The 24,328-nt window shown below is 37.0% G+C and carries 21 protein-coding genes; 3 read left to right on the plus strand and 18 right to left on the minus strand.

The window, feature by feature from the left end; all coding sequences use genetic code 11:
- Positions 1-63 precede the first annotated feature (63 nt).
- From CS937_RS03075 to CS937_RS03130, 12 genes are all read right to left on the minus strand, one after another.
- Entirely contained in the window at positions 64-1,554 is a 1,491-nt protein-coding gene (locus CS937_RS03075) for a tripartite tricarboxylate transporter permease (protein ID WP_099157016.1), read from the minus strand.
- Between the two features lie 51 nt (positions 1,555-1,605).
- Complete coding sequence (locus tag CS937_RS03080; RefSeq protein WP_099157017.1) at positions 1,606-2,094, minus strand: tripartite tricarboxylate transporter TctB family protein; 489 nt, start codon at positions 2,092-2,094, stop codon at positions 1,606-1,608.
- 103 nt (positions 2,095-2,197) lie between these two features.
- Positions 2,198-3,199, minus strand: coding sequence for a tripartite tricarboxylate transporter substrate binding protein (locus CS937_RS03085; RefSeq protein ID WP_099157018.1), 1,002 nt, complete (start codon positions 3,197-3,199; stop codon positions 2,198-2,200).
- Between the two features lie 29 nt (positions 3,200-3,228).
- Entirely contained in the window at positions 3,229-4,182 is a 954-nt protein-coding gene (locus tag CS937_RS03090; RefSeq protein WP_099157019.1) for a phosphoglycerate dehydrogenase, read from the minus strand.
- 64 nt (positions 4,183-4,246) lie between these two features.
- A complete protein-coding gene (locus CS937_RS03095) occupies positions 4,247-5,422 on the minus strand; it encodes a mandelate racemase/muconate lactonizing enzyme family protein (protein WP_099157020.1) in 1,176 nt (391 codons plus the stop codon).
- A 27-nt stretch (positions 5,423-5,449) separates the two neighbouring features.
- Positions 5,450-6,364, minus strand: a complete 915-nt coding sequence (locus CS937_RS03100; protein WP_099157021.1) for a dihydrodipicolinate synthase family protein — start codon at positions 6,362-6,364, stop codon at positions 5,450-5,452.
- A gap of 65 nt (positions 6,365-6,429) precedes the next feature.
- Positions 6,430-7,869, minus strand: a complete 1,440-nt coding sequence (locus tag CS937_RS03105; RefSeq protein ID WP_218012836.1) for an NAD-dependent succinate-semialdehyde dehydrogenase — start codon at positions 7,867-7,869, stop codon at positions 6,430-6,432.
- Between the two features lie 61 nt (positions 7,870-7,930).
- Entirely contained in the window at positions 7,931-8,680 is a 750-nt protein-coding gene (locus tag CS937_RS03110) for a FadR/GntR family transcriptional regulator (protein WP_176555728.1), read from the minus strand.
- Positions 8,681-8,698: 18 nt separating this feature from the next.
- The gene (locus CS937_RS03115; RefSeq protein WP_099157023.1) at positions 8,699-9,649 is read right to left on the minus strand and encodes a hydroxyacid dehydrogenase; all 951 of its coding nucleotides are present in this window, start codon (positions 9,647-9,649) and stop codon (positions 8,699-8,701) included.
- A gap of 109 nt (positions 9,650-9,758) precedes the next feature.
- Positions 9,759-10,814: an Ldh family oxidoreductase gene (locus tag CS937_RS03120; protein ID WP_099157024.1), complete on the minus strand. Its 1,056-nt coding sequence runs from the start codon at positions 10,812-10,814 to the stop codon at positions 9,759-9,761.
- A gap of 14 nt (positions 10,815-10,828) precedes the next feature.
- Positions 10,829-11,986 carry a UxaA family hydrolase gene (locus CS937_RS03125; protein ID WP_099157025.1) on the minus strand — a complete coding sequence of 386 codons (1,158 nt, stop codon included), beginning with the start codon at positions 11,984-11,986 and terminating at the stop codon, positions 10,829-10,831.
- A gap of 2 nt (positions 11,987-11,988) precedes the next feature.
- Positions 11,989-12,267: a UxaA family hydrolase gene (locus CS937_RS03130; protein ID WP_099157026.1), complete on the minus strand. Its 279-nt coding sequence runs from the start codon at positions 12,265-12,267 to the stop codon at positions 11,989-11,991.
- 481 nt (positions 12,268-12,748) lie between these two features.
- On the opposite strand from CS937_RS03130, the gene CS937_RS03135 reads away from it, so the two are divergent.
- The gene (locus tag CS937_RS03135) at positions 12,749-13,693 is read left to right on the plus strand and encodes a selenium metabolism-associated LysR family transcriptional regulator (protein ID WP_099157027.1); all 945 of its coding nucleotides are present in this window, start codon (positions 12,749-12,751) and stop codon (positions 13,691-13,693) included.
- A gap of 239 nt (positions 13,694-13,932) precedes the next feature.
- On the plus strand, positions 13,933-14,346 hold the full coding sequence (locus tag CS937_RS03140) for a GNAT family N-acetyltransferase (RefSeq protein WP_099157028.1): 414 nt from the start codon (positions 13,933-13,935) through the stop codon (positions 14,344-14,346).
- A gap of 100 nt (positions 14,347-14,446) precedes the next feature.
- Here the strand turns inward: CS937_RS03140 and CS937_RS03145 are convergent, their stop codons facing one another.
- From CS937_RS03145 to CS937_RS03170, 6 genes are all read right to left on the minus strand, one after another.
- Positions 14,447-15,193, minus strand: a complete 747-nt coding sequence (locus tag CS937_RS03145; protein WP_176555729.1) for a basic secretory protein-like protein — start codon at positions 15,191-15,193, stop codon at positions 14,447-14,449.
- Between the two features lie 56 nt (positions 15,194-15,249).
- Positions 15,250-18,384, minus strand: coding sequence for an alpha-mannosidase (locus CS937_RS03150; protein ID WP_099157030.1), 3,135 nt, complete (start codon positions 18,382-18,384; stop codon positions 15,250-15,252).
- An 83-nt stretch (positions 18,385-18,467) separates the two neighbouring features.
- A complete protein-coding gene (locus tag CS937_RS03155; protein WP_099157031.1) occupies positions 18,468-19,304 on the minus strand; it encodes a carbohydrate ABC transporter permease in 837 nt (278 codons plus the stop codon).
- Positions 19,305-19,316: 12 nt separating this feature from the next.
- A complete protein-coding gene (locus CS937_RS03160) occupies positions 19,317-20,291 on the minus strand; it encodes a carbohydrate ABC transporter permease (protein WP_245835678.1) in 975 nt (324 codons plus the stop codon).
- Between the two features lie 56 nt (positions 20,292-20,347).
- Positions 20,348-21,649 carry an ABC transporter substrate-binding protein gene (locus tag CS937_RS03165; RefSeq protein ID WP_245835679.1) on the minus strand — a complete coding sequence of 434 codons (1,302 nt, stop codon included), beginning with the start codon at positions 21,647-21,649 and terminating at the stop codon, positions 20,348-20,350.
- Between the two features lie 257 nt (positions 21,650-21,906).
- A complete protein-coding gene (locus tag CS937_RS03170; RefSeq protein WP_176555730.1) occupies positions 21,907-23,067 on the minus strand; it encodes a GntR family transcriptional regulator in 1,161 nt (386 codons plus the stop codon).
- Between the two features lie 349 nt (positions 23,068-23,416).
- Here CS937_RS03170 and CS937_RS03175 point away from each other — a divergent pair, with 349 nt between their 5' ends.
- A complete protein-coding gene (locus tag CS937_RS03175) occupies positions 23,417-24,301 on the plus strand; it encodes a fructose bisphosphate aldolase (protein ID WP_099157033.1) in 885 nt (294 codons plus the stop codon).
- The last annotated feature ends 27 nt before the right edge of the window (positions 24,302-24,328 follow it).

The following is a 24,328-nucleotide window of genomic DNA, read 5'->3' on the forward strand; positions in this document are numbered from 1 at the left end:
AGATGACGATAGTAATATTCAAACTAATGCAAATACTACTCACATTTTGGAAAATTATTGCGCCTAGTAATTTGATTCTTTTATATGTTTCCTTATGGAAAATAGTACAGTACCTACGATTAATAAAAGGATTACGACTGAAATAGGTCTAGTAAAAAAAGGAATTAAACTTCCCTCACTAACCAATAAAGAATGTCTTAGGTTCTTTTCCAACATTGTACCTAATAGGAGAGTTATAACTAATGGAAGAATAGGATAAGAATTTTTTTTAAAAATGTATCCTAATATTCCAAAAATTATAGTTATCCATACATTTGAAATATCGTTACTGATACTGAAACTCCCTATAAGACTCATTACTATTACTATTGGAAGAATGTAATCTTTTGAAACTGAAAGTATACGAGAAAAGAAGGGAATCCCCACTGTAATCATTAGAAAAAACATAGCTATCACGGCGATAAAAAAACTTACAAACAATCCTAATATTAGTAATGGCTGTTCAGAAAAAAGTAACGGCCCTGGTTGAAGCCCCTGTATTTGCAGACCACCAATTAACATTGCCGTAATAGCATCTCCTGGTATCCCTAAAGTGAGTAGAGGAATGAGTGCGCCACCTACAACTGCATTATTTGCTGTCTCAGAGGCGATAATTCCCTGTATATTTCCTTTTCCAAATGTATCAGGTTGTTTACTTCTTTTTTTCGTTTGATCATATGCAACAAAATTGGCTAGAGAACTACCGATCCCCGGTAAAATTCCTATACCTGTTCCTATAAGACCAGATCTAATAAAGTTTGCAATTGAATGTTTAAATTCATTGAACGATAAGATGCCTCCTCCTCCCTTTACAGGAGGTGGTATTACTGTTTTTTCATGAATTTCCTCTAGCTCCTCAAATAGTTTGGAAACAACTAACAATCCAATCATGGCTGCTATAGGTGAAACTCCTGAAACTAAGAATTCTAACCCAAAAGTATTACGATCACTACCAGTAGTTGGGTCGATACCTATTGTTAGAATACTCAATCCCAAGACACTCATTAATACACCTTTTATTACACTCTCACCAGACAAACTTACCACTGTAATAATTGTAAATAATATTATTAGGGTGTATTCAAAGGATGTAAAAGACAATGAAATCTTGGCTAATTGGGGCGCAATCGTTATCAATACAAGAAAACCAAACAATGATCCAACCATATTCCCAATAATCGCTATCCCGAGAGCTTTCCTTCCTTGCCCGTTCTTTGCCAAAGGAAATCCATCCCACACTGTTGTAAAAGAGGAAGGTGTACCAGGCATTCCTAGTAGCACAGCGGAGACACATCCTCCAGATATACCGCCAACATAAGCTCCTAAAAGCATTGATATTCCAGTTAAAGTGTCCATTCCATAAGTTAACGGAATCAATATAACTACCGCTAGAACAGCTGTTAAACCCGGAATAGCTCCAAAAAAGATACCCAAAACAACTCCTAAGATTATAAATAAAACAGTTTCACTAAAAAAGACGGATTGGACTACTTGAATAATTAATGAAAAATCCATAAAGTTACCCCCAATTCAAATTATTTAATATTTATATTAGGTCCTACAATATTAAATAAGCCATGTATTAGGTAGGTAAATATTTATAAGGTCAAACAAAAAGTACAAAACGATTGCCAATGCTATACTAAAGGTGATTGAAGAAGTAATTTTTTTCTTATTCCAATTATTCATGATCATTCCCATAATAAACACGATAATTATTGAAGTTGTATAAAATCCAACGTATGAGAAACCAATTACAAAAAAGAATATAGCTATAGTTGTTTGAGTTATTTTCTTCTTAGCTTCAGCTCCCATTTTTTCTTTCACAATAATTGTTGATTTTTTAATATTTATCATTTGACTTATAGAAACAAGGATTAAAATAATAGATAAGCCAATTGAATATTCTTTACTTCCAATAACCTGACCATTAGAACCAAATATATTTGGTGAATAAACTGAACCAATAATCAGCAGTATCGAAAATAAAATTAATAACAATGGAAACAAAAATGGTAGAAAATCATTTTTCTTTATAATAGATACCAACTCCACATTTCAATAATTCTTAATCTAATTTTATGGTCACTCAACTTTCGATCTATTATTAGATACACCATTAATTGAGCGATGATTAATTTATTACACCTAAAGTGAATTATTTTTTCATCTGTTCTTCAACAATTTCTCCAATTTTATTGAACATTTCTTGATCCTGGTCTAGGATTTCTTCCCATTCATCACCTGGAATAAATTTATGTGTTAAAATCCTTGATTCTGTAAACTCTTTATACTCTTCCGTTTCAAAGGCACGTTTAATAACATCCTCCCAAATTTCAACAATTTCATCCGGAGTATCAGGGGGCGCAAAAAATCCTGTTCTCAGAATACCTTCACCTTCCACACCGAAATCTTTAAATGTAGGTGTATTAGGAAATTCCGGTAATGGTTCTTGAGTCGAAACTACCAAGGGGATGACATCTCCTGATTTCGAATACTTTAATGCAGCAGAAGCCCCCTGAGCAGCTATATCAACTTGCCCACCTAAAATTGCTGTTGCTAATTCCCCACCTCCTCCTTGAAACGGAACTGTTTTATAATATTGTGAAGTATTTGTTTCATTCAGTAGATACTCCAAAACCATATGCCCAGTACCACCAACTCCAGGTATTCCCAACGTCACTGATCCTGGATTTTCCTTTGCTACCTGTTGGTATTCTGCAAAGGAACCCATTCCATTCTTCTTTCCTGTATACACATATGCCATTTCTGAAACTTGACCTATTGCCTCATAGTCTCTATACGACATTGGTAATTGACCTACAGCCTCCATCGTATTAAATGCAGTGTGATGAAGTAATAACGTATGTCCATCCGGTTTTGCCTTTAATACCTCGTTAAGACCTGTGCGCGTATTCCCTCCAACCATGTTTACTACTGAAATATTCGCTCCTGGAAGTAGATTTTCTTCCTGTATAATTTTGGCAAAAATTCTTGCTGTAACATCGCTATTACCACCCGTTGCATAAGGCACTACAATTTGAATATCCTTCTGAGGAAAGTCAATATTTTGACCTGCAGTTTTTTCCTGCTTATTACAACCAACTGCTAGCATGAATATAGAAAAAGTTAAAAAAACAAGATACATTCTTTTTTTCATTTTTTATCCTCCCTAACTTATTAAACCAATCAATTTACAGAATATAATGGTTTTTCACCATTAAGGACCTTTATTATATTTTGTGAAGAAGCCATACCCATATTGTAATTCGATTCATAAGAATGACCACCTATATGCGGTGTGACAATTACGTTATCTAATGTTAATATTGGATTGTTACTAGGTGGTTCTTTTTGCAATGTATCCAATGCAGCACCTGCTATTTTTCTTTCTTTTAATGCGTTATATAAAGCCAACTCATCAATAATATCTCCCCTTGCGGTATTAATTAAGAATGCATCCTTTTTCATGGAATGAATCTTATCTTTATCCAACATCCCTTTTGTTGAAAGAAGGGAAGGCAGGTGAAGTGTTACGAAATCTGATGTACTTAATAATGTTTGCAAGTCCACCATTTTAATTTTATAACTTTGGATGAATTCTTTGTCAGGGTGAGGGTCAAAAGCTAAAATTTCCATGTTAAATCCTTGCGCTCTAACAGCTACTTCTTTTCCAATTCGTCCTAATCCAATAATTCCGAGTGTTTTTCTAGACAGTTCATGTCCAATAACAACTTTCCATTCACCTCGTTGAACGACATTAACAGCCTGAAAGATTTGGCGTGAAATGCTAAGCATTAAAGTAAATACCATATCAGCAACAGCATCTTTATTACTACCAGGTGTATTTGTTACAACGATCCCTTTTTTTGTCGCTGCTTCTACATCAATTCGGTCTGTACCAACTCCATACTTAGAGATAACTTTAAGTTTATTTGCTTTCTCGATAACCTTTTTAGAAAAATAATCATCACCAACAATTGCTGCATCAACACCTTCAATTAATTCAATTAGTTGATCTTGATTTAATGTTGATCCTTGATAAGGATTATCAACTACTTCACAACCATTCTTTTTTATTAGATTTAGCGGTTCGTCATTTTGCTTTCCAAACATACGTGATGAAATTAAGACCTTATACATTTTTTACCTCTTCCCATAAAATAGACTCTTAGAATTAATGCGGATACATACATACTTTAATCCGCTACTCGAACAATCTCTCTCCTGATTTCAAATGTGCTCTAGCGACATCTTCGTCAAGTTCCAAACCGAGTCCTGGTTCATCAGAAAGGGTAATGTAACCACGATCAATAACAGGTGCATTACTTTTTACTAAAGAACCGAACCAAGTTATATCGTCTGCGTGAAATTCCAGTACTAAGAAGTTAGGAACCACTGAACAAAGATGAGCTGCAGCTACTGTCGCAATCGGACCACCAACATTATGAGGAGCGAACGGCACATAATACGACTCAGCTAGTTCCGCAATTCGTTTCATTTCACTGATACCACCACTTCGTGGAAAATCGGGCTCAATAATGTCTACCGCTTGCTTCTCTAGTAAATCTCTGAACCCGTATCTCATATATAAATTTTCACCTGTACAAATTGGAGTACTGGTCGAATCTGTTACCTTTTTTATGACATCAATGTTTTCAGGACGCACCGGATCTTCTAGCCATAACAAATCAAAGGGCTCCAATGCCTTTGCTACACGAATAGCATCAGACGTATTATAGTGCCAATGACAATCAATAGCGATATCAATGGTTCTCCCCACTTGTTTCCGAACAGCTGAAACAATATCCACAATTTTATCTACTTGAGCAGGATATAGAACGTGATTGATTGGGTCTCTTTCTTTTAAGATTGGAACATCGATATCAAACTTAATCGCATCATAACCTCGTTCAACTGCATCTTTAGCATGATTCGCGTAAGCCTCTGGACTGTACATTTCCTCTGGATTATTTTCATTAACTTTTGTACCATCTCCAGGTTTATAACTCGCACCGGCATGAAGGTCAGCTAAAACACGGATACTATCCCTTTGCTTACCACCTAAAAGCTGCCAAATAGGTAGCCCACTATATTTTCCAAGAATATCCCATAGAGCAATTTCGACTCCACTTATTGCACATATGAACGATCCTTGCCAAGCAGCCCCTGCGACGATACGATACATTTTTTCCCATAGATAATTAATATTTTTTGGATCCTCCCCAATTAAATGAAGTTCGAGACGTTCAATCGCTTCTTTTACACCAAAACCCCAATGAGCCTCTCCTAACCCAATTACTCCTTCGTCAGTTACAACTTTAATAAGAAGCCATTCAAAATTTGCTTGAAGAAGAGCTGTATTAACTCCTGTAATCTTCATTTGAGTTCATACCTTTCTAAAAATCTCTTATTTAGTCGCTTCAACTGGATTTAAGTAACCTAGTTCTACCATTCTAGATTTTAATTCTACTGTTTCCTGATCAGTCATCTGTCGTAAAGGAGGGCTAACTGTACCATTAATAATCCCCCGTAGCTCAAGTGCTTTTTTATGAGAACCAACTGGATAAGATTTTAGTAGCATTTTTTTAACTTCTGCACAAACAGCTTGCCATTTCCGTGCCTCATCCAAATCACCTTTCTTATATGCTTGATACAGGGCAACGTATGGTTCTGGTACAGCAACAGCCCCAGCAGAAACAGATCCGCTTCCGCCAACAGTTAAAGCTGGGAGAATTTGGGCATCATTTCCCATGAGAATAACCTGGTTTGATTCCGCCACTTGAGTCAAATCATAAAAATTATTAAAATCCATGCAACTATCTTTTATTCCAACAATGTGTGGGTATTTATCAGTTAGTTTATTAAATAAAGAAGTGCTAATTTTATTTTTAGTATTGGAGGGTATGTTGTAAAGATAAATTGGACAATCTACTGCCTCAGCTACTTTCGAAAAAAATTGATCTAATGCATTATCATCCAAGCTATAATAAAAAGGAGGAATAACGGCAATCCCGTCAGCACGAAGGTTAACAGCAAATCTTGCTAATTCCAAGACATCTTGTTGTCGATGTGCCCCTGCGTGAAATACTATAGGAATGCGTCCATTCACTTCTTCTGTAATAAAACTCATAATCTGTTTACGAGTATCTAAGTCAAATAGAATTCCTTCCCCAGTTGATCCTAACGGAAATAATCCATCAACACCTTTTTCTATTAAGAATTCGACAAGATTCTTTATTCCCTTTCGATCAACCTTCATTCCAGAAGGATCCAAAGGGGTAACAAAAGCTGGAATTATACCTTCTAAATATCGATGTTCCATTTTCCCACACTCCTACGTAATGTTGTAAAAATCATATATGAAGTGATAAATCAATGACAGGCATTCTAAGAATTAAGCCCCATAGAAATATATTTCATCTCTAAATATTGATCCATCCCATAATGTCCACCTTCGCGACCAAGTCCACTCTCTTTCCATCCACCAAAAGGTGCCTGTGGAATAGATGGGAGCGGGTCATTCATTCCAACAATCCCGTACTCCAGCGCCTCTGCTACTCGATACGTTCTACTCAGATCATTAGTGAAGGCATATGCTGCAAGGCCGTAGTTTACATTATTTGCTTTTTGCAAAACCTCATCTTCAGTGTTGAAAACTATTAATGGTGCGACCGGTCCGAATGTTTCTTCAAAAGAGATTTCCATTGTTTCATTAACATGATTAATTACTGTTGGCTCATAATATGAACCACTTAAGGAACTCTCTTTCCATTCCTTTCCACCTGTAATAATCTCAGCTCCTTTAGAAATAGCATCACTTATTTGATGTTGAACTTTTGCCAAAGCATCTTGATCAATTAAGGGCCCAATTTCAATCCCATCCTCCATACCATTTCCAATTTTTAAAGTTCTAACTCGATCAGCAAGTTTTTTGGCAAAAGTATCTATTATTGTATCTTGAACATAGACACGATTTGCACTAATACACGTTTGCCCAGTATTACGAAATTTACTTAATATACATGCATCCACTGCCAAATCAATATCTGCATCATCGAAGACTAAAAATGGAGCATGGCCACCCAACTCCATGGATACCCTTTTTACTTGGTCTGCTGCTCCTTTTAATAAATGCTTTCCTACTTCCGTTGAACCAGTAAATGTTATTTTTTTCACCTTTGAATTTTCCAAAAACTCAGTTCCGATTTCACTTCCTTTTCCTGTTACCAGATTTACTACCCCCGGCGGAAATCCTGCTTGTTCAAAAACTTCAAACAATGCAACAGCTGTTAACGGTGTGTAATTTGCTGGTTTTATAACAACTGTACATCCAGCAGCCAATGCTGGGGCTACTTTACGTGTGATCATAGATGCTGGGAAGTTCCAAGGTGTAATAGCTGCAACAACACCAACTGGCTGTCTAATAACCATTGCTCGCTTATTAGAAACCGCAGCTGGGATTGTTTCCCCATAAGTTCGTTTAGCTTCTTCACTATACCAACGTAAAAATTCAGCAGCGCCGAGTACCTCTCCCCTAGATTCAGTTAGAGGCTTTCCTTGTTCCAAAGTCATTATCCTAGCAATCTCATCGGATCGTTCTGATAACATTTCATATGCCTTATACAAAGGAATAGATCGTTCCATTGCTGTCAATTTTGACCAAGATTTAAATGCAGAATCTGCGGCATCTATGGATAATTTCACATCTTGCCGACTACCAGCAGGAATTGAACCAACTATAGCCCCTGTTGCTGGGTTTATAACATCCGTTCTATCACCATTAGTCGCTTCGACCCAATTACCATTGCTATACATCTTCCCTTCCATTTTAATTCACTCCTTTTATGAAAAATGATTCAATACGTATCCTATAAAACTACCAATTTGATCATATGCTAGTTTGAGAGTTTCCTGTTTCATCTAGTTCTTTTATAAGATCCTGTTCTACACTTCTCAAATGTTCTAACATACTCTTGCGTGCTAGTTTAGCATCCCGTCCCACAATTGCATCTGCAATTTTAATATGTTCCTTTAATGATTGAGTAACCCGTCCTGGAATTCGCATAGATTGTAAACGACTCTTGCGTAGTAGGTCGATTAAATTATTCATAATACGAATAATCACCTCATTACCAGCTGCCTCAGCGATCATTAAATGAAACTTTTGATCGGATTGTGATAAAAATGTTTCTAGCTCTTCTTTTACTGAATACTTGTTGTTTATCACAATAGTGTCATACGTTTCATTAGCCATTTCAGAAATTTGTTCAAGAAAGTCTTGTTTTCCTCTTTTTGCAGCCCATTCTGAAGTTTGGGTTTCAATTGTCTTTCTTACTTCAAACAATTCACGAATTGTATCCGTTTCCAAAAAGAGATATGAAGCAAGGTTATCAATACGTGCCGTCTCATCAGCAACGACTACACCATGACCTTGCTTTATTGTAAGAAAGCCCATCGCTGATAATATTTTAAAGGCTTCACGAACAGTTGGACGACTTACATTCATCATCTCTGCCAATTGACGTTCTGCTGGAAGTTTATCCCCAGGTTTGAGTTGTTCTGTAATTATTAAATTTTTAACATGCTCAACAATTTTTTTGGAAAACGTTTTTCTTTCTTCATTAATAGACTTAAACACATTACATACCATCCTTCTTTATTTAACCCTACAAAGTGAGACTTTTCCCTCTAATTCACCAATTAGTTCATTCGCCACCAACCTTGAAGTTCGGTTTTGAGATTCCTCTGTCAATCCAGCAATATGAGGTGTAATCATACAATTATCCAAGCCAAGTAACGGATGATCCTTTTCTGGGGGTTCAATTTCTAATACATCTAAAAACGCTCCGGAAATAGTCTTATTTTGCAGAGCCTTATATAAATCTTTTTCGTTTACAATTCCACCACGCGATGTGTTAATGATCCATGTGGTTGATTTCATTTTACTCATCAAATCTGCATCGATTAAATTACGAGTTTTGTCCGTAAGTGGTACATGCAAAGAGATAAAATTTGAATGGATTAAAATATCTTGTAACTTTACTAATTCAATACCTGATTCCATAACAGAAAATTCGTATGGTGTTATAAACGGATCATAGCCTAAGACATTTAGTCCCAACATATGTGCATGCTTAGCAACACGGTGGCCGATTTCCCCCACACCAATTAGACCTAATGTTTTTCCATAGATTTCATTTCCTGTATACCTTCTCCGATTCCACTTTCCATTCTTTACATTTTCTGAAGCTGAATTCAAAGAACGGTTACTAGATAACATCGCTGAGATTACATATTCTGAAACGGAAGTAGCATTCGCATTTTTCGCGAAAATAACGGGTACTTTTCTTTCCGAAGCAGCTTTTAAATCAATATTATCCAACCCTACGCCTAACCGCCCAATAACTTTTAATTGCTTCGCAGTTTCCATCATTTTCGCATCAACTTTAGTTTGATTTCTCACGATTAAAGCATCGGCATCTTCTAATTCAAATAATAACTTTTCATTATCTGTCCATAAGTCTGGATCATAGACAACTGTCCAGTTTTTCTGTTTTATTAAATCAATTCCAATCGGCCAAATAATCTCAGAAACCACAATTTTCATATACTACTCCTACCCTTTGTAAACTTATTTTAGATGAAAGAAATCCGTACATAAGAAGGAAAATACGTTTTGATTGCCAATTGAGAACAAATGAACAACTACAATATGACTAAATCATTTTAACTGGAAATGAAATACCACAAAATTTTCCTAGTTGTTCAAGCTCTTTTACAACTTCCTCCGACAATGCTATCCCTTGTTTTTTATTTTCCACGTATGTTCGATAACGACGCTCACCAGGATATAAAATATCCTCACTACCTTCAGCGAGTGGAACATTTCGTATTTCCTCTAGAAATTTGTTCATTTTGGAATAATATGATTCCATAGAAGTCCATTTTTCAATATCCAATAATATAAAACAATGTCCGACATCTGCAGGTGGATCGTTATCCTTATATAGGTTATTGACATGCGGACCAAAGGCTGCTCCCGAAAGAACGGATGACATAATTTCTACTGCCATCGCAAGTGCATATCCCTTAGGTCCTCCCAGAGGAAGTAATGCTCCTCGAAGTGCTGATACAGGATCAGTTGTTTCCTTTCCTTCTTCGTCGATTGCCCAAATAGGGGGGATAGATTCCCCCTTCTGTTTGGCTACCATAATTTTTCCTCTAGCGACAACGCTTGAGGACATATCAACAATTACGGGTGGTGCTTGCTTTGTTGGGAAACCAAAAGCTACTGGATTTGTTCCAAGAAACGGCTCCCTTCCACCTGATGGGGCTATACCTGGAGGAGAATTAGTTGTCGCTATCATCGCCATCCCTTTTTCACATGCATTTTGGCAAAAATAAGCCGCAGTTCCAAAGTGATTACTATTTCGGACAAAGACACCAGCAATACCATTTTTCCGAGCCAAAGGTATTGCTTTGTCCAAAGCATGGTGTGACACAACCTGCCCTAATCCATTACCGCCATTTACTTTTAATATAGACCCATATTCTTCAAATTCAATATTTGGCTTAGCTTCAATTCTGCTTTCTCTTATTCGCTTTACATAAATCACAAGTCTATTAATACCATGGCTACTAGCACCTTCAAGTTCCGCCCTCACCAGTGACTCTGCTGCTACATTAGCATCTTCTTCATTAAAACCTATATGGATAAATATTTTTAAACAAAATTCAAATAATTCTTTGGAATGGTATCTTTTATTAGACACGAATACATCAACCTTTATGCACTAGGATATAGTTTTGTCATGACAAATTCTTTGTGACCAAGAGCCTCAGCAGACGTTAATCGCCCGTTCACGGTGCGAACTAGACATTCCATTAAAGAATCACCAGCTTCAGGAAGTGTCAATTCTCGTGAAAGTAACCCTTTAACATCTACATCGATGTGTTCACTCATTGTACTAGCAGTTATCGGGTTAGCTGTGAGTTTAATAACTGGCTCAATTGGATTTCCAATAATATTTCCTTGACCGGTTGGAAAAAAATGTACAACTGCACCAGCTGCAGCCATTAATGTAATACACTCAGCAGCTGCAGAAGATGTATCCATAAAATAAAGACCTGAACCATCTTTTGGAGCTTCTGCTGGTTTTAGTACACCGATAACTTCCTTTGTTCCAGTTTTCTCAATGTTACCTAATGCTTTTTCTTCAATGGTTGAAAGGCCACCTGTAATATTTCCCTGTGTCGGCTGCGAACCCAATAAATCTACTCCCTGTGATTCAATCTGGCCAACATATTTGTTATAAGTATTCATAAATTGCTCTTTTAATTGAGGTGTTGCCATTCGACCTGCGATAATGTGTTCTCCACCCGTCAATTCAGAAGTTTCACCAAAAAAAACAGTTGCCCCTGAATCGAGAAGTCTGTCAATAGTCACTCCAACAGTTGGACAAGACCCTAAACCTGTGGTCGTATCTGATTCACCACATTTAATACTTACGGTTAAGTCACCTAATTCAACGGGCTCGGTACGTAATTCTGATGCCCACTGTACAAATTCTTTAGCCTTCCAAGATGCCTTTCGAATTGTCTCTAAATCTCCGTTTCTCTCAATCGAAAAATAAGCTACAGGTTTACCTGTTTCCGCTATACCATCTGCAATTTGTTTAGACCAATTTTCCTCAATTCCAATAACAACTACAGCCGCTACATTGGGATTACTCCCTGTTCCAATCATTGTACGAAAATGTAAATCCAAATCCTCTCCATATTGTAGGCGACCATAAGCATGGGGTAGAGCTAAAGTACCTTGAATTTGATTAGCTACCTGTTCGCACGCCGCATTTGAAATATCATCCACGGGTAAAATGACGACGTGGTTCCGAATGCCAACTTTTCCATTTTCTCGACGATATCCATATAATTGTCTTTCCATTTTTACCACCTCGAAGTTTTTATATTGTGGGTATGAACATAGTCACCTACACTCAATCCATTCGGTGCTGATCCAATTTGAACCATGTATTCAATTACTGGCTGATTAGGGGGTAACTCTGCAACAGAAATTTTATGCCCTAGTGGAACTGCCTCCTTTGCCACAACCTCTATAATCGAGTCATCGTCCATGTGAACGCCTAAAACTTTTTCATTCTTTTCAATATCCTCAACTGCAACACCAACATGATCACCTTTATAATGAATTAAAAACTTATGCAACTTAAACCCTCCCCTATAATTTTATTGGTATGTGGTAAGTGGTAATACCAATATAGTTATTAAAAACCGTAAAGAAACTATGACTTATAAATCTCCTCCCCCTATTTTTTACAAATTGTATATTTTTGGCTGGTTGTAAAATAGTCCAACCAAGATATTAATATATAGTAAAACACAGCTGATTGATTTATTCAATAAATTCTATAAATTTTGACTTATTACTATTTTTAATAAATAATATAATATAAGGTAATAAATCAACTTATTTCTGATTTAACTAATACGCAACACCTCTAGTTAACGAATCTCGTGAAATCATTGTTAAAATTTTAGTGAATTATCTAAATTGCTTACTAGACTTTTACAAGCATTTTCTAGAATTATGATTTATTGTGCAGTACTTCATATAATTTGCACATGTTGTTTCACTGTTATCTTATTAAAGTAGATTACTAATTAAATAAATGGATGGTGATTGAAAGTGAACTTGGATCATTTAAAAGTTTTCTATACTGCAGCCACCACGAAAAGCTTTTCTGAAACTGCCAAGATCTTGCATCTATCTCAACCCTCTGTTAGTCAACAAGTTCGCAAGCTAGAGGAATATTTAAATATTAAACTTTTTACAAGAACAACAAAGAAGATTTCCTTGACACCTGCAGGGGAGTTACTTTATAAAAATACTGAAACTATTTTAAATCTAGTTCATCATACGGAAAGAGAAATTAACTTACTTTCTGAAACTATTCATGGAGAACTTATGGTGGGGGCAAGTTTAACAATAGGACAACATATTTTACCTTATGTACTTGGACAATACATAAAAGCGTATCCTAAAGTTGATATACATTTAAAAATTTTAAATTCTGAGCATATTGTTGAACATTTAAAAAGTGGAGAGATCAACTTAGGATTTATAGAATCCATGATATCCTACCCAGAATTATCGCAAAAACCATTTATGGAAGATGAACTAGTCCTTACTTCTTCAACTAACTATTCACATATTCAAATAAGTGAAAGTAACTCTATTTCTCCAAATGATCTGTTTTCACTTCCTATTATTCTGCGAGAGAAAGGATCTGGAACAAGACAAGTAGTGGAAGAATACTTAATAAAAAGTGGATTGGACCCTAATAAATTAAATGTTATCCTAGAACTCGAAAACACCGAATCAATAAAATCAGCTGTAGAATCAGGAATTGGGGTCACGATACTATCAAAATCTGCTATTCGCAAAGAGTTACAATTAAACACTCTAAAGCCAATTACTATTGAAGGCATCAAATTAATCAGAAAGTTTTATACAGTATTCATAGAAAATACCATATCTCTACCAAGTGAGTCTTTTCTATCCTTTATTACAAATTATTTTAGCTTGCATAAACAAGGAAATGACCATGCACGGAAGCATAAGTTTTTATAACATCTGAAATCCAAACTAATAATTAAGGATAACTCTTTTACGAAAGAAGTGTCCTTTAAGCAAGGTATTAACAATGCAAGCTATATAATTTTGATTATTACAAAATCGCAAAAGAATTTTTGGATTTTAAGTCGAATATCTTGTAGTATCCCAATATACGTTTGGAGGGTACAGTTTTGTTATTTTACTTTTGATATATATCGTCTGCTTAATAATAAGTAATTTAGGAGTTGATATATGTGATATACAAAAATTCTCTTGATGGCATTTCGTCTAATATGTTAAAAGGCTTTTTTGTGGATTGGCTTAATCAACCAAATCCACAAACTCACTTAGAGCTGTTAAAAAACAGCAGTAAAGTGGGCAATATCTTAGATGAAAATACTAAACAAGTAGTCGGATTTATAAAAGCAATTAGCGATGGAGTTCTATTCGCCTACATTCCATTCCTTGAAGTCTTACCAGAGTATAAAAATAAAGGTATTGGCAAGGAGTTAGTAAAACGAATGTTAAAAGAACTTGATGATATCTATATGGTTAATTTGTGTTGTGATGATGACTTCGTTCCTTATTATGAAAAATTTGGAGTGATAAAATCAAACGGAATACTTGTAAGAAATTACGAAGAACAATCGGGAATTTCAAACAAATAATATAAGAAAAACGCTTGAAAAATAGTGAAGCGTCTCCATAAAACATATAATGCCAAGTAGCCTCCAACTTTCCGGATGCTACTTGGCATTTATACACTTACTAGTTATATTTAGTTCTTACCTCAGGGTTCTCGAGATATTCCTCCCATAACGCATCAATAGATTTTCCTGTTATTTCTTTAAATACATGAAGATCGAATGTATTATGCTGCATTTCTCGATTGATAATGTCCACTGCGAAATGATTCTTTTGCTGCGTTATCCACAATAAAAAGCGTGCGGTAACGCGATATCCACTGTCATAGTTATCTGTTTCTTTTATTTCCTCTGGTAACCTCCAACTACCGTTGTGAGGGCCGTACACATATCTTGTATAATCTGCAATCCCTTCTGTAATCCACCATGTATCATCATTATAGGTAGGGTACGATTGAGCAAGATGGGTCAATTCATGAGTGAAAAGTGCCACATCATCCGGATTAGTCAAAATATAGTCAGAGCTTACAACTATTTTACCGTTGTCTGCATACGCAACGCCATCATATGCTGGGTCAAATTCAAGAATGACCTCTCTACTCGCCTCTTTAGGATTTAGTGCATACTTTTTAACCAATTTCGGATAAACCTTAAAATATAGATTTACAAACTCCTCAATAATAGGATCCATAGACGGGTCCTCTACCCCATTAATAACTTCAAGCTTGTACCCTCTTTTTTCATATTCCTGAGTTGATTGCGTGAAGGTGTTCGTTTCATACGAAGTCTCTTCCGCTTGAACACTATGGAATCCACCCATTCCACTTACTAAAACCCCTGTACAGATTAGACTGCCTACTAATTTTTTCATGAAACTTCCTCCCTTATTTATAAATGACATAAACAAATAGATTCGGATGTTTATTCTTACCTTTCTATTTCCACTAAGAATGTTTTGATCTCATACGGTTTAATATCAAATTCGATATGCTCATCATGTGATAATTCACTTACTGGTTCCTCCATTAAATTACATTCCTGCCAGCTCTTAATAGATAACTCCGAAGTTACGTTGACAGGGCCTCTTCTTCCAGTGAATTCATGTAATCGTATAACAACTTTATCGCTGTCTTCTGCTTTCTTTACAGCGTCAACCACGGCATAGTCAGCTGATATCGAAAATAAACTGAAACTAGCTTCACTAGATTTTCCTTGAATATAGGATAATGGTTGATTTAAATCTGACGCTTCCTGAACAGTTCTTCCTTCCACCCATGATCCTTGATGGGGCAACAAGGAATAAGTAAATGTATGCTCCCCTTGATCTTGCGTATAATCCGGGAATGTTGCACCCTTTAGCAGTGTAAGTCTCATTGTAGCGTCTTTGATGTCATAGCCGTATTTACAATCGTTCAGTAAGCTTACTCCATAGCCTCGCTCGGATAAATCAGCCCACTGATGACCAACCGTTTCAAATTTTGCAAGGTCCCAGCTAGTGTTCCAGTGCGTAGGTCGCTTCACATTTCCAAACTGAATATCAAACGTAGCCTCCGTTGAACGAACATTTACCGGGAAAGCGACTTTAAGCAATTGATTTGCCTCATGCCATGTAACGTTCGTTTCAAAATCGATGCGGGGATTATCCGCGTAAACAATCATTTTCTGCTCGATGATAGATTGGTTGTATTCCCAAGTAAATTGCATTACAGCACGAAGGGAATTTACTTCTATAACTTCTATCGATCTAACATTACAAATTTCTTTCATTTTCTCTTGGTAGGAAATGTCAATTTCCCAAGCATCCCATCTTGTAGGCTTGTCTTCGAAGATCTGCAATACATTACCTAATTGATTCTCTCCCAATACTTCCCGTTTATTTTGACTATCAAAAATCCTGGTAAGATGGCCCGCTTCGTTCCATTCCATTTCATAAAAAGGTGTTACTACATGGTTATCCTCAATTGTAAAAGGACATCCCATTTCTTCTAAATCATCCCGAGAACTCGGGTGAAAATCAATCGTCGTAAACCCCAATCCAGGAACAGTAGCATTGACTAGCCAGTAGTCTCCAACTTTTTCTGCACGTAATGCGTTCTTGGAATGATCAAACCATCGACCCGATTCCATGCCTGAACGAACCGGAATTTCAATTAAAGAATTGCGTTGCCAGGAAGATTGGTTAAGTACCGTAAACGATTGTGTTTTATCCTCAGACACCACCCCCTTACCTACTTGATTTCGTATAGATAATGCTATTTCTTCTGCTTCTTTATATTCTAGCTTGCTATCTTCATAGACTTCTTTAATTGCAGACCCAGGAAGAATATCATGAAACTGGTTTCTTAAAATTATTTTCCAGCCGTGATTCAATTGTTCTAGCGGATAGTGGCTCCACGTTTTTGTCAAAACGCTCTCAAGCACACTTAGAAGCTCCACTTCTTTATACAATAGTTCCAATTTGCGATTTGATTTCTTATTATAAGCTTGCGATGTATATGTTCCACGATGGAACTCTAAATAAAGTTCTCCATCCCATAAATGTACATAACCCTCTGTTTCTTCCACGTCTTGATGAAGTTTTTCTAAGTAATCCACTGCTTTACCAGTGACAACATTTGGTACACCTGGCATAGTGTTGAGCCGGCGCCTCATTTCCAGCATGTCTCGAGTGACACCACCACCGCCATCACCATGACCATACGTTACCATAATATCTTTGGTTACTCCTTTATCTCTAAATGCTTCCCATGCACCAATCATTGTTTCGGCGCTTATATTCGCATTGTAATCAGCTCCCCAGCCTTTACGACCGGGATAAGGCGTTGTAATAAAGTACGTTATGATCTCTGTCCCATCAATTCCACGCCATTTAAAGACATCATGAGGCATACGATTGTATTGATTCCAGCTAATCTTTGTAGTTACAAATGACTTGATGCCGGATTTTTTTAAAATCTGTGGTAAAGCCCAACTATACCCAAATACATCTGGCAACCATAGATATGTACACTCCACACCGAATTCTTTTCGTAAAAAACGAGTCCCGTGTAACAATTGACGAATGAAGGATTCGCCAGAAGGAAGGTTACAATCCGGCTCAACCCACATGCCACCATCCGGTTCCCAACGCCCTTCCTCTACACGCTTGTGAATTTGCTCGTATATGACTGGGTAATCCTGTTTAATATAATCATAGAGTTGTGGCTGTGCTTGCTGGAATAAGTATTCTGGATATTTTTCCATTAAGCGAAGCACCGTCGAAAATGATCGAGCCACTTTTTCCCGTGTATGCTTCAGACGCCATAACCACGCAACATCAATATGCGTATGACCAATGGCATGCACTGTCACCGGATAGTGTTTTTCAATCTGTTCTAAGCCTTTTTTCAGAACATCCCGAGCACCTTTGATGGATTGATAAAATGCTTCCGATCCAGGTGACATCCAATCTACTTGGTTAAAAGCACGATTTAGCACAAGCAGCAAATCTTCCCTGACAGGATTTTTCTGATCTAGCATTTCGATGGTCTGGAGAGCAGCCTTCCCTGTGTAGTACAAGTCATCGGCATTTTCGTCTAGCCATGATAGAAAAGCTTGCTTAAACGTATGAACCTGTTCGACAGGGCGGCCTCCTCCTTCCAAGCCTGACCATAAGCGGAAATCTAACCGAGCACTAGTTCCTGCAAGTTCTTCTGAGAAAAATACTTCTTTGTGATTGCCATCCACTCCTTGAAATGGAAAACGATTAACATACAATAACGATTCAAATCCAGAATTGGTCCCGCCATCGGTGATACCAAAGTCAAAGACTCCTACTACCTGTTTTGAATTCCACTCCTCAGGGATCTTTACCTCAGCTCCAAGCCAAGCATATAGGTCTCTTCCAGCCCACTTTTCTCCTTTTTTAAGTGTGGACCATTCACCATCTATTGGAGGTTTTGCTCCTACTTCACCTTTTGTATCCAACTGGAATCGGAAGGAGGATATTTCTATTTTCTCTCTATATCGGTGACAATCTAATTCAGTCAATCTTGCTGCAAGTTTCTTTTCTGTTTGAAACAAAAATACCCCTCATTTCATTTTTTCGTATTTCATAGTTTTATCATACAGGTTACTAGATTTAGAGTATACTAGCACACGATACTTCATCCTTTAATCCCGCTAAATGTGATACCTTTAATAAATGTTTTTTGTAAGAAGAAAAACAACACGATAATTGGTAATGTCATTAACGTTGATACAGCCATCATTAAACTCCATTCAGAACCTTGTTTATTTTGGAACTGCTGAAGAGCTAAGGATAATGTGTACGAATCTTCATTTGTCAGATACAGTAAAGGACCAAGGAAATCGGTCCAGCTTGCCATTAATTGGAACAACCCAACTGCCAGAATAGCGGGCTTCGCTAAAGGAAGCATAATCTGCCAGTAAACCCGGAGTTCGCTAGCTCCATCCATTTTCGCTGCTTCCCTAAGTGAATCTGGAAGCCCCATGAAAAATTGACGTAACAGGAAAATGTAAAATGGAACACCAAAAAATTGCGGTATAATTAGTGGTAATGATGTACCAACCCAACCCAATTTGTTAAACAACAGAAACAAAGGAATCATGGTAACTTGAGCCGGAATCATCATGACAGCTAAGGTCACAGCAAAAAGTACATTTCTGCCTTTCCATTTTAGTTTAGCAAAACTATACGCAACAAGCGGGCATGTCAAAACAACGCCCATAGTGCTTAAAATCGTTATCACAGAGGTATTAAACAAATACTTCCAAAAAGGTACATATTCAACCGCTTTACTATAATTCTCCCATTCAAAAGGTTTGGGTATCCACTCTGGCGGAAAGGTAAATACCTGTTCAATAGGTTTCAACGATGTGGATACCATCCAGATAAAAGGTACTAAGAAAAACAGTGAAGCTATAATTAAACAGATATGAGCAGCTGTAAATTTAAATTTTTTCACATGGGTAGGATTCATTCATTTCCCTCCTTATTTACCTTGATAATGCACCCAGCGCTTGGAAGACCAGAATATGAGTATAGTTAAGATCATAATAACGACAAATAGAATCCATGCCATGGCAGAGGCGTAACCCATCTTGAAGTATTTAAACCCATTGTCATACAAATACATAACATAAAACGTTAAAGAGTTGGCAGGCTTTCCTTGCCCTTGTGTAAGTGTATAAGGTAGGGTAAACTGCTGAAATGCTCCTATAACCCCCATTACGAGGTTGAAAAAAATAACTGGCGTAAGCAAAGGCAACGTTATATGAAACGTTTTTTGAAACCAACTTGCCCCATCTACTTCTGCTGCTTCATAATATTCATCCGAAATATCACCTAAACCCGCCAAATAAATTACCACAGCTTGCCCAATCCCCCAAAGAGACATAAAAATGAGGGAAGGCTTTGCCCATTCCTCACTTCCCAGCCAAGCTGGCCCTTTGATACCAATCATGTCCAAGAACCCATTTACAAGACCGAAGCCTGGATTTAACAGCCACATCCATAGTACAGCAATCGCCACATGAGGAACTAAAGTTGGCAGAAAGAAAATAGTTCGATAGATTGTCATTCCTTTAATTTTCATATTCAACATCATTGCTAAAGCTACCCCTGAGATAATACTTAAAGGAACAAAAAAGACGGCAAAATAAACCGTATTATAAATAGATTTTAAAAATAGTTCATCATGAATTAATTCTTTGTAATTCTGGAACCCAATAAACTCACCTGGTTGCAGGATGGAATAAGATGTAAAACTAAAATAAATGGAAGCAACCAATGGCAAAATATAAAACATAAAAAGCCCAATAATCCATGGGGATGCAAAAAACCAACCAGTTCTCCCATTGTTTAACGTAATCGTTTTCGGCTTTTTGTGCTTGATCGGTTTCGGTTGTTTGTGTTTACCAGTTGTACGAGGTGATGTGTCAACTTTGTTTACTGCTTCTTGTCCCAATTTACCCTCCCCTTTATGATGAAGAAGGGAGAGGAAATTCCCTTCTCCCTATCTGTTTATTCAATTGCAGCGTTAACTTTCTTATTCACGGCTTCTAACAGCTCTTTTGGCGTTCCGTTTCCGTGAATAGAATTATCTACTGCATTTGATAATTCGTTCCATAATAGTTCACCTTCTGGAATTACTGGACGATTATGTGATTTTGGAAGTATATTGATAAATTTGCTAAAAATAGGATCATCTTTATACCCTAGTTTCTCGTTAACCGAATCAATCACAGATAACGTTTTGTATTTTCCGTTATAAATTTCCTGACCTTCCTCCGAACCAAAGAATTTAACAAATTCCCATGCTTCATCAGGATGTGGTGCACCTTTCGGAATAACTACAGCCATCCCACCTGACCAAGAAGTGAAGTTATCACCTGTTGGTGTAGGTATTGGTGTAACGCCGTAATTTAAATCCGGTTTATACTTTAAGTAACTTGAAATACTCCAATTTCCACCAATATGCATAGCAAGCTGTCCCGTCAGAAATGGATCCATTTCACCTGAACCACTGGAATCAGTAAAGCCAGTTATATCTTCCACATTATATTTCTTTGCATATTCCGTCATCCATTCAAGCGATTCAACAATTTTAGGATCATCAGCAGTCACTTTTCCAGCTACTTTATCAAAGAATTCTCCACCAAATGACCAACCCCAAGAGTAGAGCCAACCTTGGTTATACCATGGAATAAAACCAATTCTCTTAAATCGATTCCCATCTTTAATGGTAAGTTTCTCAGCTGCCTCCTCCAGCTCAGCAATTGTCTTTGGCGGATTTTCAGGATCTAATCCTGCATCTTTAAATGCATCTTTGTTGTAAAATAACATCCGTGCATCGGTATCAACAGGCATGGCATACAGTTTATCCTGATACGTAGCCTCTTCCCATGCAAACGGATAATACGTATCTTTCGTAACCCCATCTTCCTTCGCGTATTCGGTAAGATCTGTTAAGGCACCTTGATCAGCCCATGAACCAACTTTGAATCGGTCAAACCAGGATACATCTGGAGGATTTCCCCCAGCTACTGCTGCCAATAACTTTTCATTTTGTGATTCATCGGCAGCGGTGTATACTGCATCTACTTTTATGTCTTCATGCTTCTTGTTAAAGGCATCTACTACAGCATTAATCGCTTCTTCGCCAACTCCCGTATTTTCATGCCAAAACGTAATGGTCGTTACACCATTTTCCGACTTAGCCTCTCCGGATTGCCCATCATTCGAGCATGCCCCAAGTGCAAGCGCTAACATAAGAGGAATAGCTAAAGAGACTTTTTTCACCTTATCACCTTTTAAAAACACCATTTTTTCCCCCTTTATCGTAAGTTTTAACTTTAACGTTTGGTCCTTCCCTCCTTCCATCTACCTTTATTAACCACAACTGAAAAGTTATGAGTAATAGCATTGCTAAAAACAAAGATTTACATGATGACTATACAACCGAAGGAAAATCCTTTTTTTGATATATCAATATATTAACAATACAAATTATTGATGTCAATATATTTTTATTTTAGGCTATTTTCAGAATTCTAACAAAGAAACAAAAAAAAGAACCATGTTTATTCATGGTTCCCCTGTAAACGAACTATTCTTGTAGATTGGCCATCCACTAATTCAAAATCAACTTTGCAATCAACTGGTTCTTTATCTCCGTTAAACTGTTTGATCAAAAGTTCTACCGCATTATGTCCCATATCTAATTGATTTTGCCGTATATGGGTGAAAAAAGGTTTATCCATATACGAATTTGGAGAATCAAAACAAAGGATCGAAATATCTTTTGGCGTCCTTTTCTCTAATGACTCAAGGATTTTGGACAGGAAGACGGCTATTTCATATTCACTACAAATATATGCGGTAACAGCTGGGTTTTGTTGAATAAACCGGACCATCCTGTCGTGATCTTTTTCTTCATATACTTTGGAATCTTCGCCGTGCAAATTAACTGGCATGGTACTATGAATATCTGTCAGGATATAGTCTTGATTTAAAGGTTCTCCTTTTTCGGAAAAAGCTGCTTGAAATCCCCTAAAGCGTTCCTCTACGGAAGAAGTACCTTCCACGGAAGGTGAAACAAATGCAATATCCTGATGACCACCTTCTAGTACTAATTTAGTTAGTTGCTGCATCGCCTTTTTATTATCAATGGAAACTGAACTCGCTGGTATCCCTTTTAAATAACGATCAATAAGAACCAACGGATACTCTTCAACAACCAACCGAAGCAGTTCGTTATTGTAATGAGTTCCTTGGACAGGTAGTACAATAATTCCTTTAACACCCATGTTCACAAAGGAATTTATTGCCTTCTTCTCTTCCTCTTTTAATCCAAATGTTCTCTTGATCATAAGGTTGTATTGATGTTCAGCACACCTTTCCTCGATCGACTTAACTAAATCGAGACCATACGTATCGGTGAAATCTGGTATGATCAAGCCAATTAACCTGTGATCGTGGTGTTTTTCGGATTCCGTTTTACCTTCGTTAGCAGGATTATTAAATTTAGGAAGGTTATATGCAACAAAAGATCCTTTTCCCTGGTAGCGTTCAATAATATTTTTCTGAGAAAGTAAATCCAGCGCCTTTTTAGATGTAATTCTACTTACATTAAATTGTTTAGCCAATTCATCCTCCGTAGGAATCTTATCTCCCTGCTTCATATCCCCTGCTTTTATTTTATCAAATATATAATTGTAAATTTGTTCATAAAGGCTACTCATTCGATCCATCCTTAGTGATTTGTTATATTCATTATAACAAATATATTGAATTAGTACAATTTCAAGATTACGTACTAACTGTGATCCTAAACATATAAACCTATATCTCCTCTAGTCTATATAACTACCCCTCCATTGCAAAATGTTCACCAACAAGTCGTTTTTCCTACTATTTTAACATATTTTGTAGGATGCGGGTTCAGACCTTGTCTCCTATCCCCAAACACTTTAATACACCATAACCACGACAAATGCTACAATTAATTATGATGCTTGCTTCAGCAAATTGTACGTATATTCGTTATCAAGCTGAAAAAACTAGCACTATTATGGTAGAGGAGTGGAAAATATGCGACAAGATCAATTACAAAAAATGAAAAACGGTAAAGGATTTATAGCTGCACTGGACCAAAGTGGTGGCAGTACACCAAAAGCACTAGCTGCTTACGGTGTACCAGAGGACGCGTATTCCAATGAGGATGAAATGTTTGATTTAGTCCACGAAATGCGGACACGGATAATTACTTCCCCTGCATTTGATTCCGACTATATTCTTGGTGCCATTTTGTTTGAACAAACGATGGATCGTGAAATTGAAGGCATGTACACTGGCGATTACCTCTCTGAGAAGAAAGGCATTGTACCTTTTCTAAAAGTAGATAAAGGACTTGCTGAAGAATCCAACGGTGTACAAATGATGAAGCCAATTACCGATCTAGACGAAACACTACGACGTGCGAATGAACGTCATATTTTCGGTACAAAAATGCGCTCTGTGATTAAAGAAGCTAACCCTGAAAGCATTAAGGCTGTTGTTGATCAGCAATTTGAAATCGGCAAACAGATTATCGCAGCTGGACTGGTACCAATTATCGAACCAGAAGTGGATATTAATAGCCCAGAAAAAGAGAAATGCGAGGACCTACTAAAAACGGAAATCCTTAGCCATCTCGACAGTCTAACTGATAATGAACCTGTCATGTTAAAATTATCGATTCCTACAAAAGCGAATTTGTATAAAGAACTGATCGATCATCCAAAAGTTGTTCGTGTCGTTGCTCTTTCCGGAGGCTATTCTGCAGATGTGGCAAATGAAAAGCTGAAAGCAAATGATGGTCTTATCGCCAGCTTCTCTAGAGCTTTAAGCCAGGATCTGAACGCCAACCAGACGGATGAAGAATTTAATGCTACATTAGAAAATGCTGTAAAATCTATTTATGAAGCTTCTGTTTAAAAAATGATAGTGAAAGCTAGCTATTAA

Origin of the sequence: Virgibacillus ndiopensis, assembly GCF_900187325.1 — a bacterium.
Lineage (GTDB): Bacteria > Bacillota > Bacilli > Bacillales > Amphibacillaceae > Virgibacillus_E > Virgibacillus_E ndiopensis.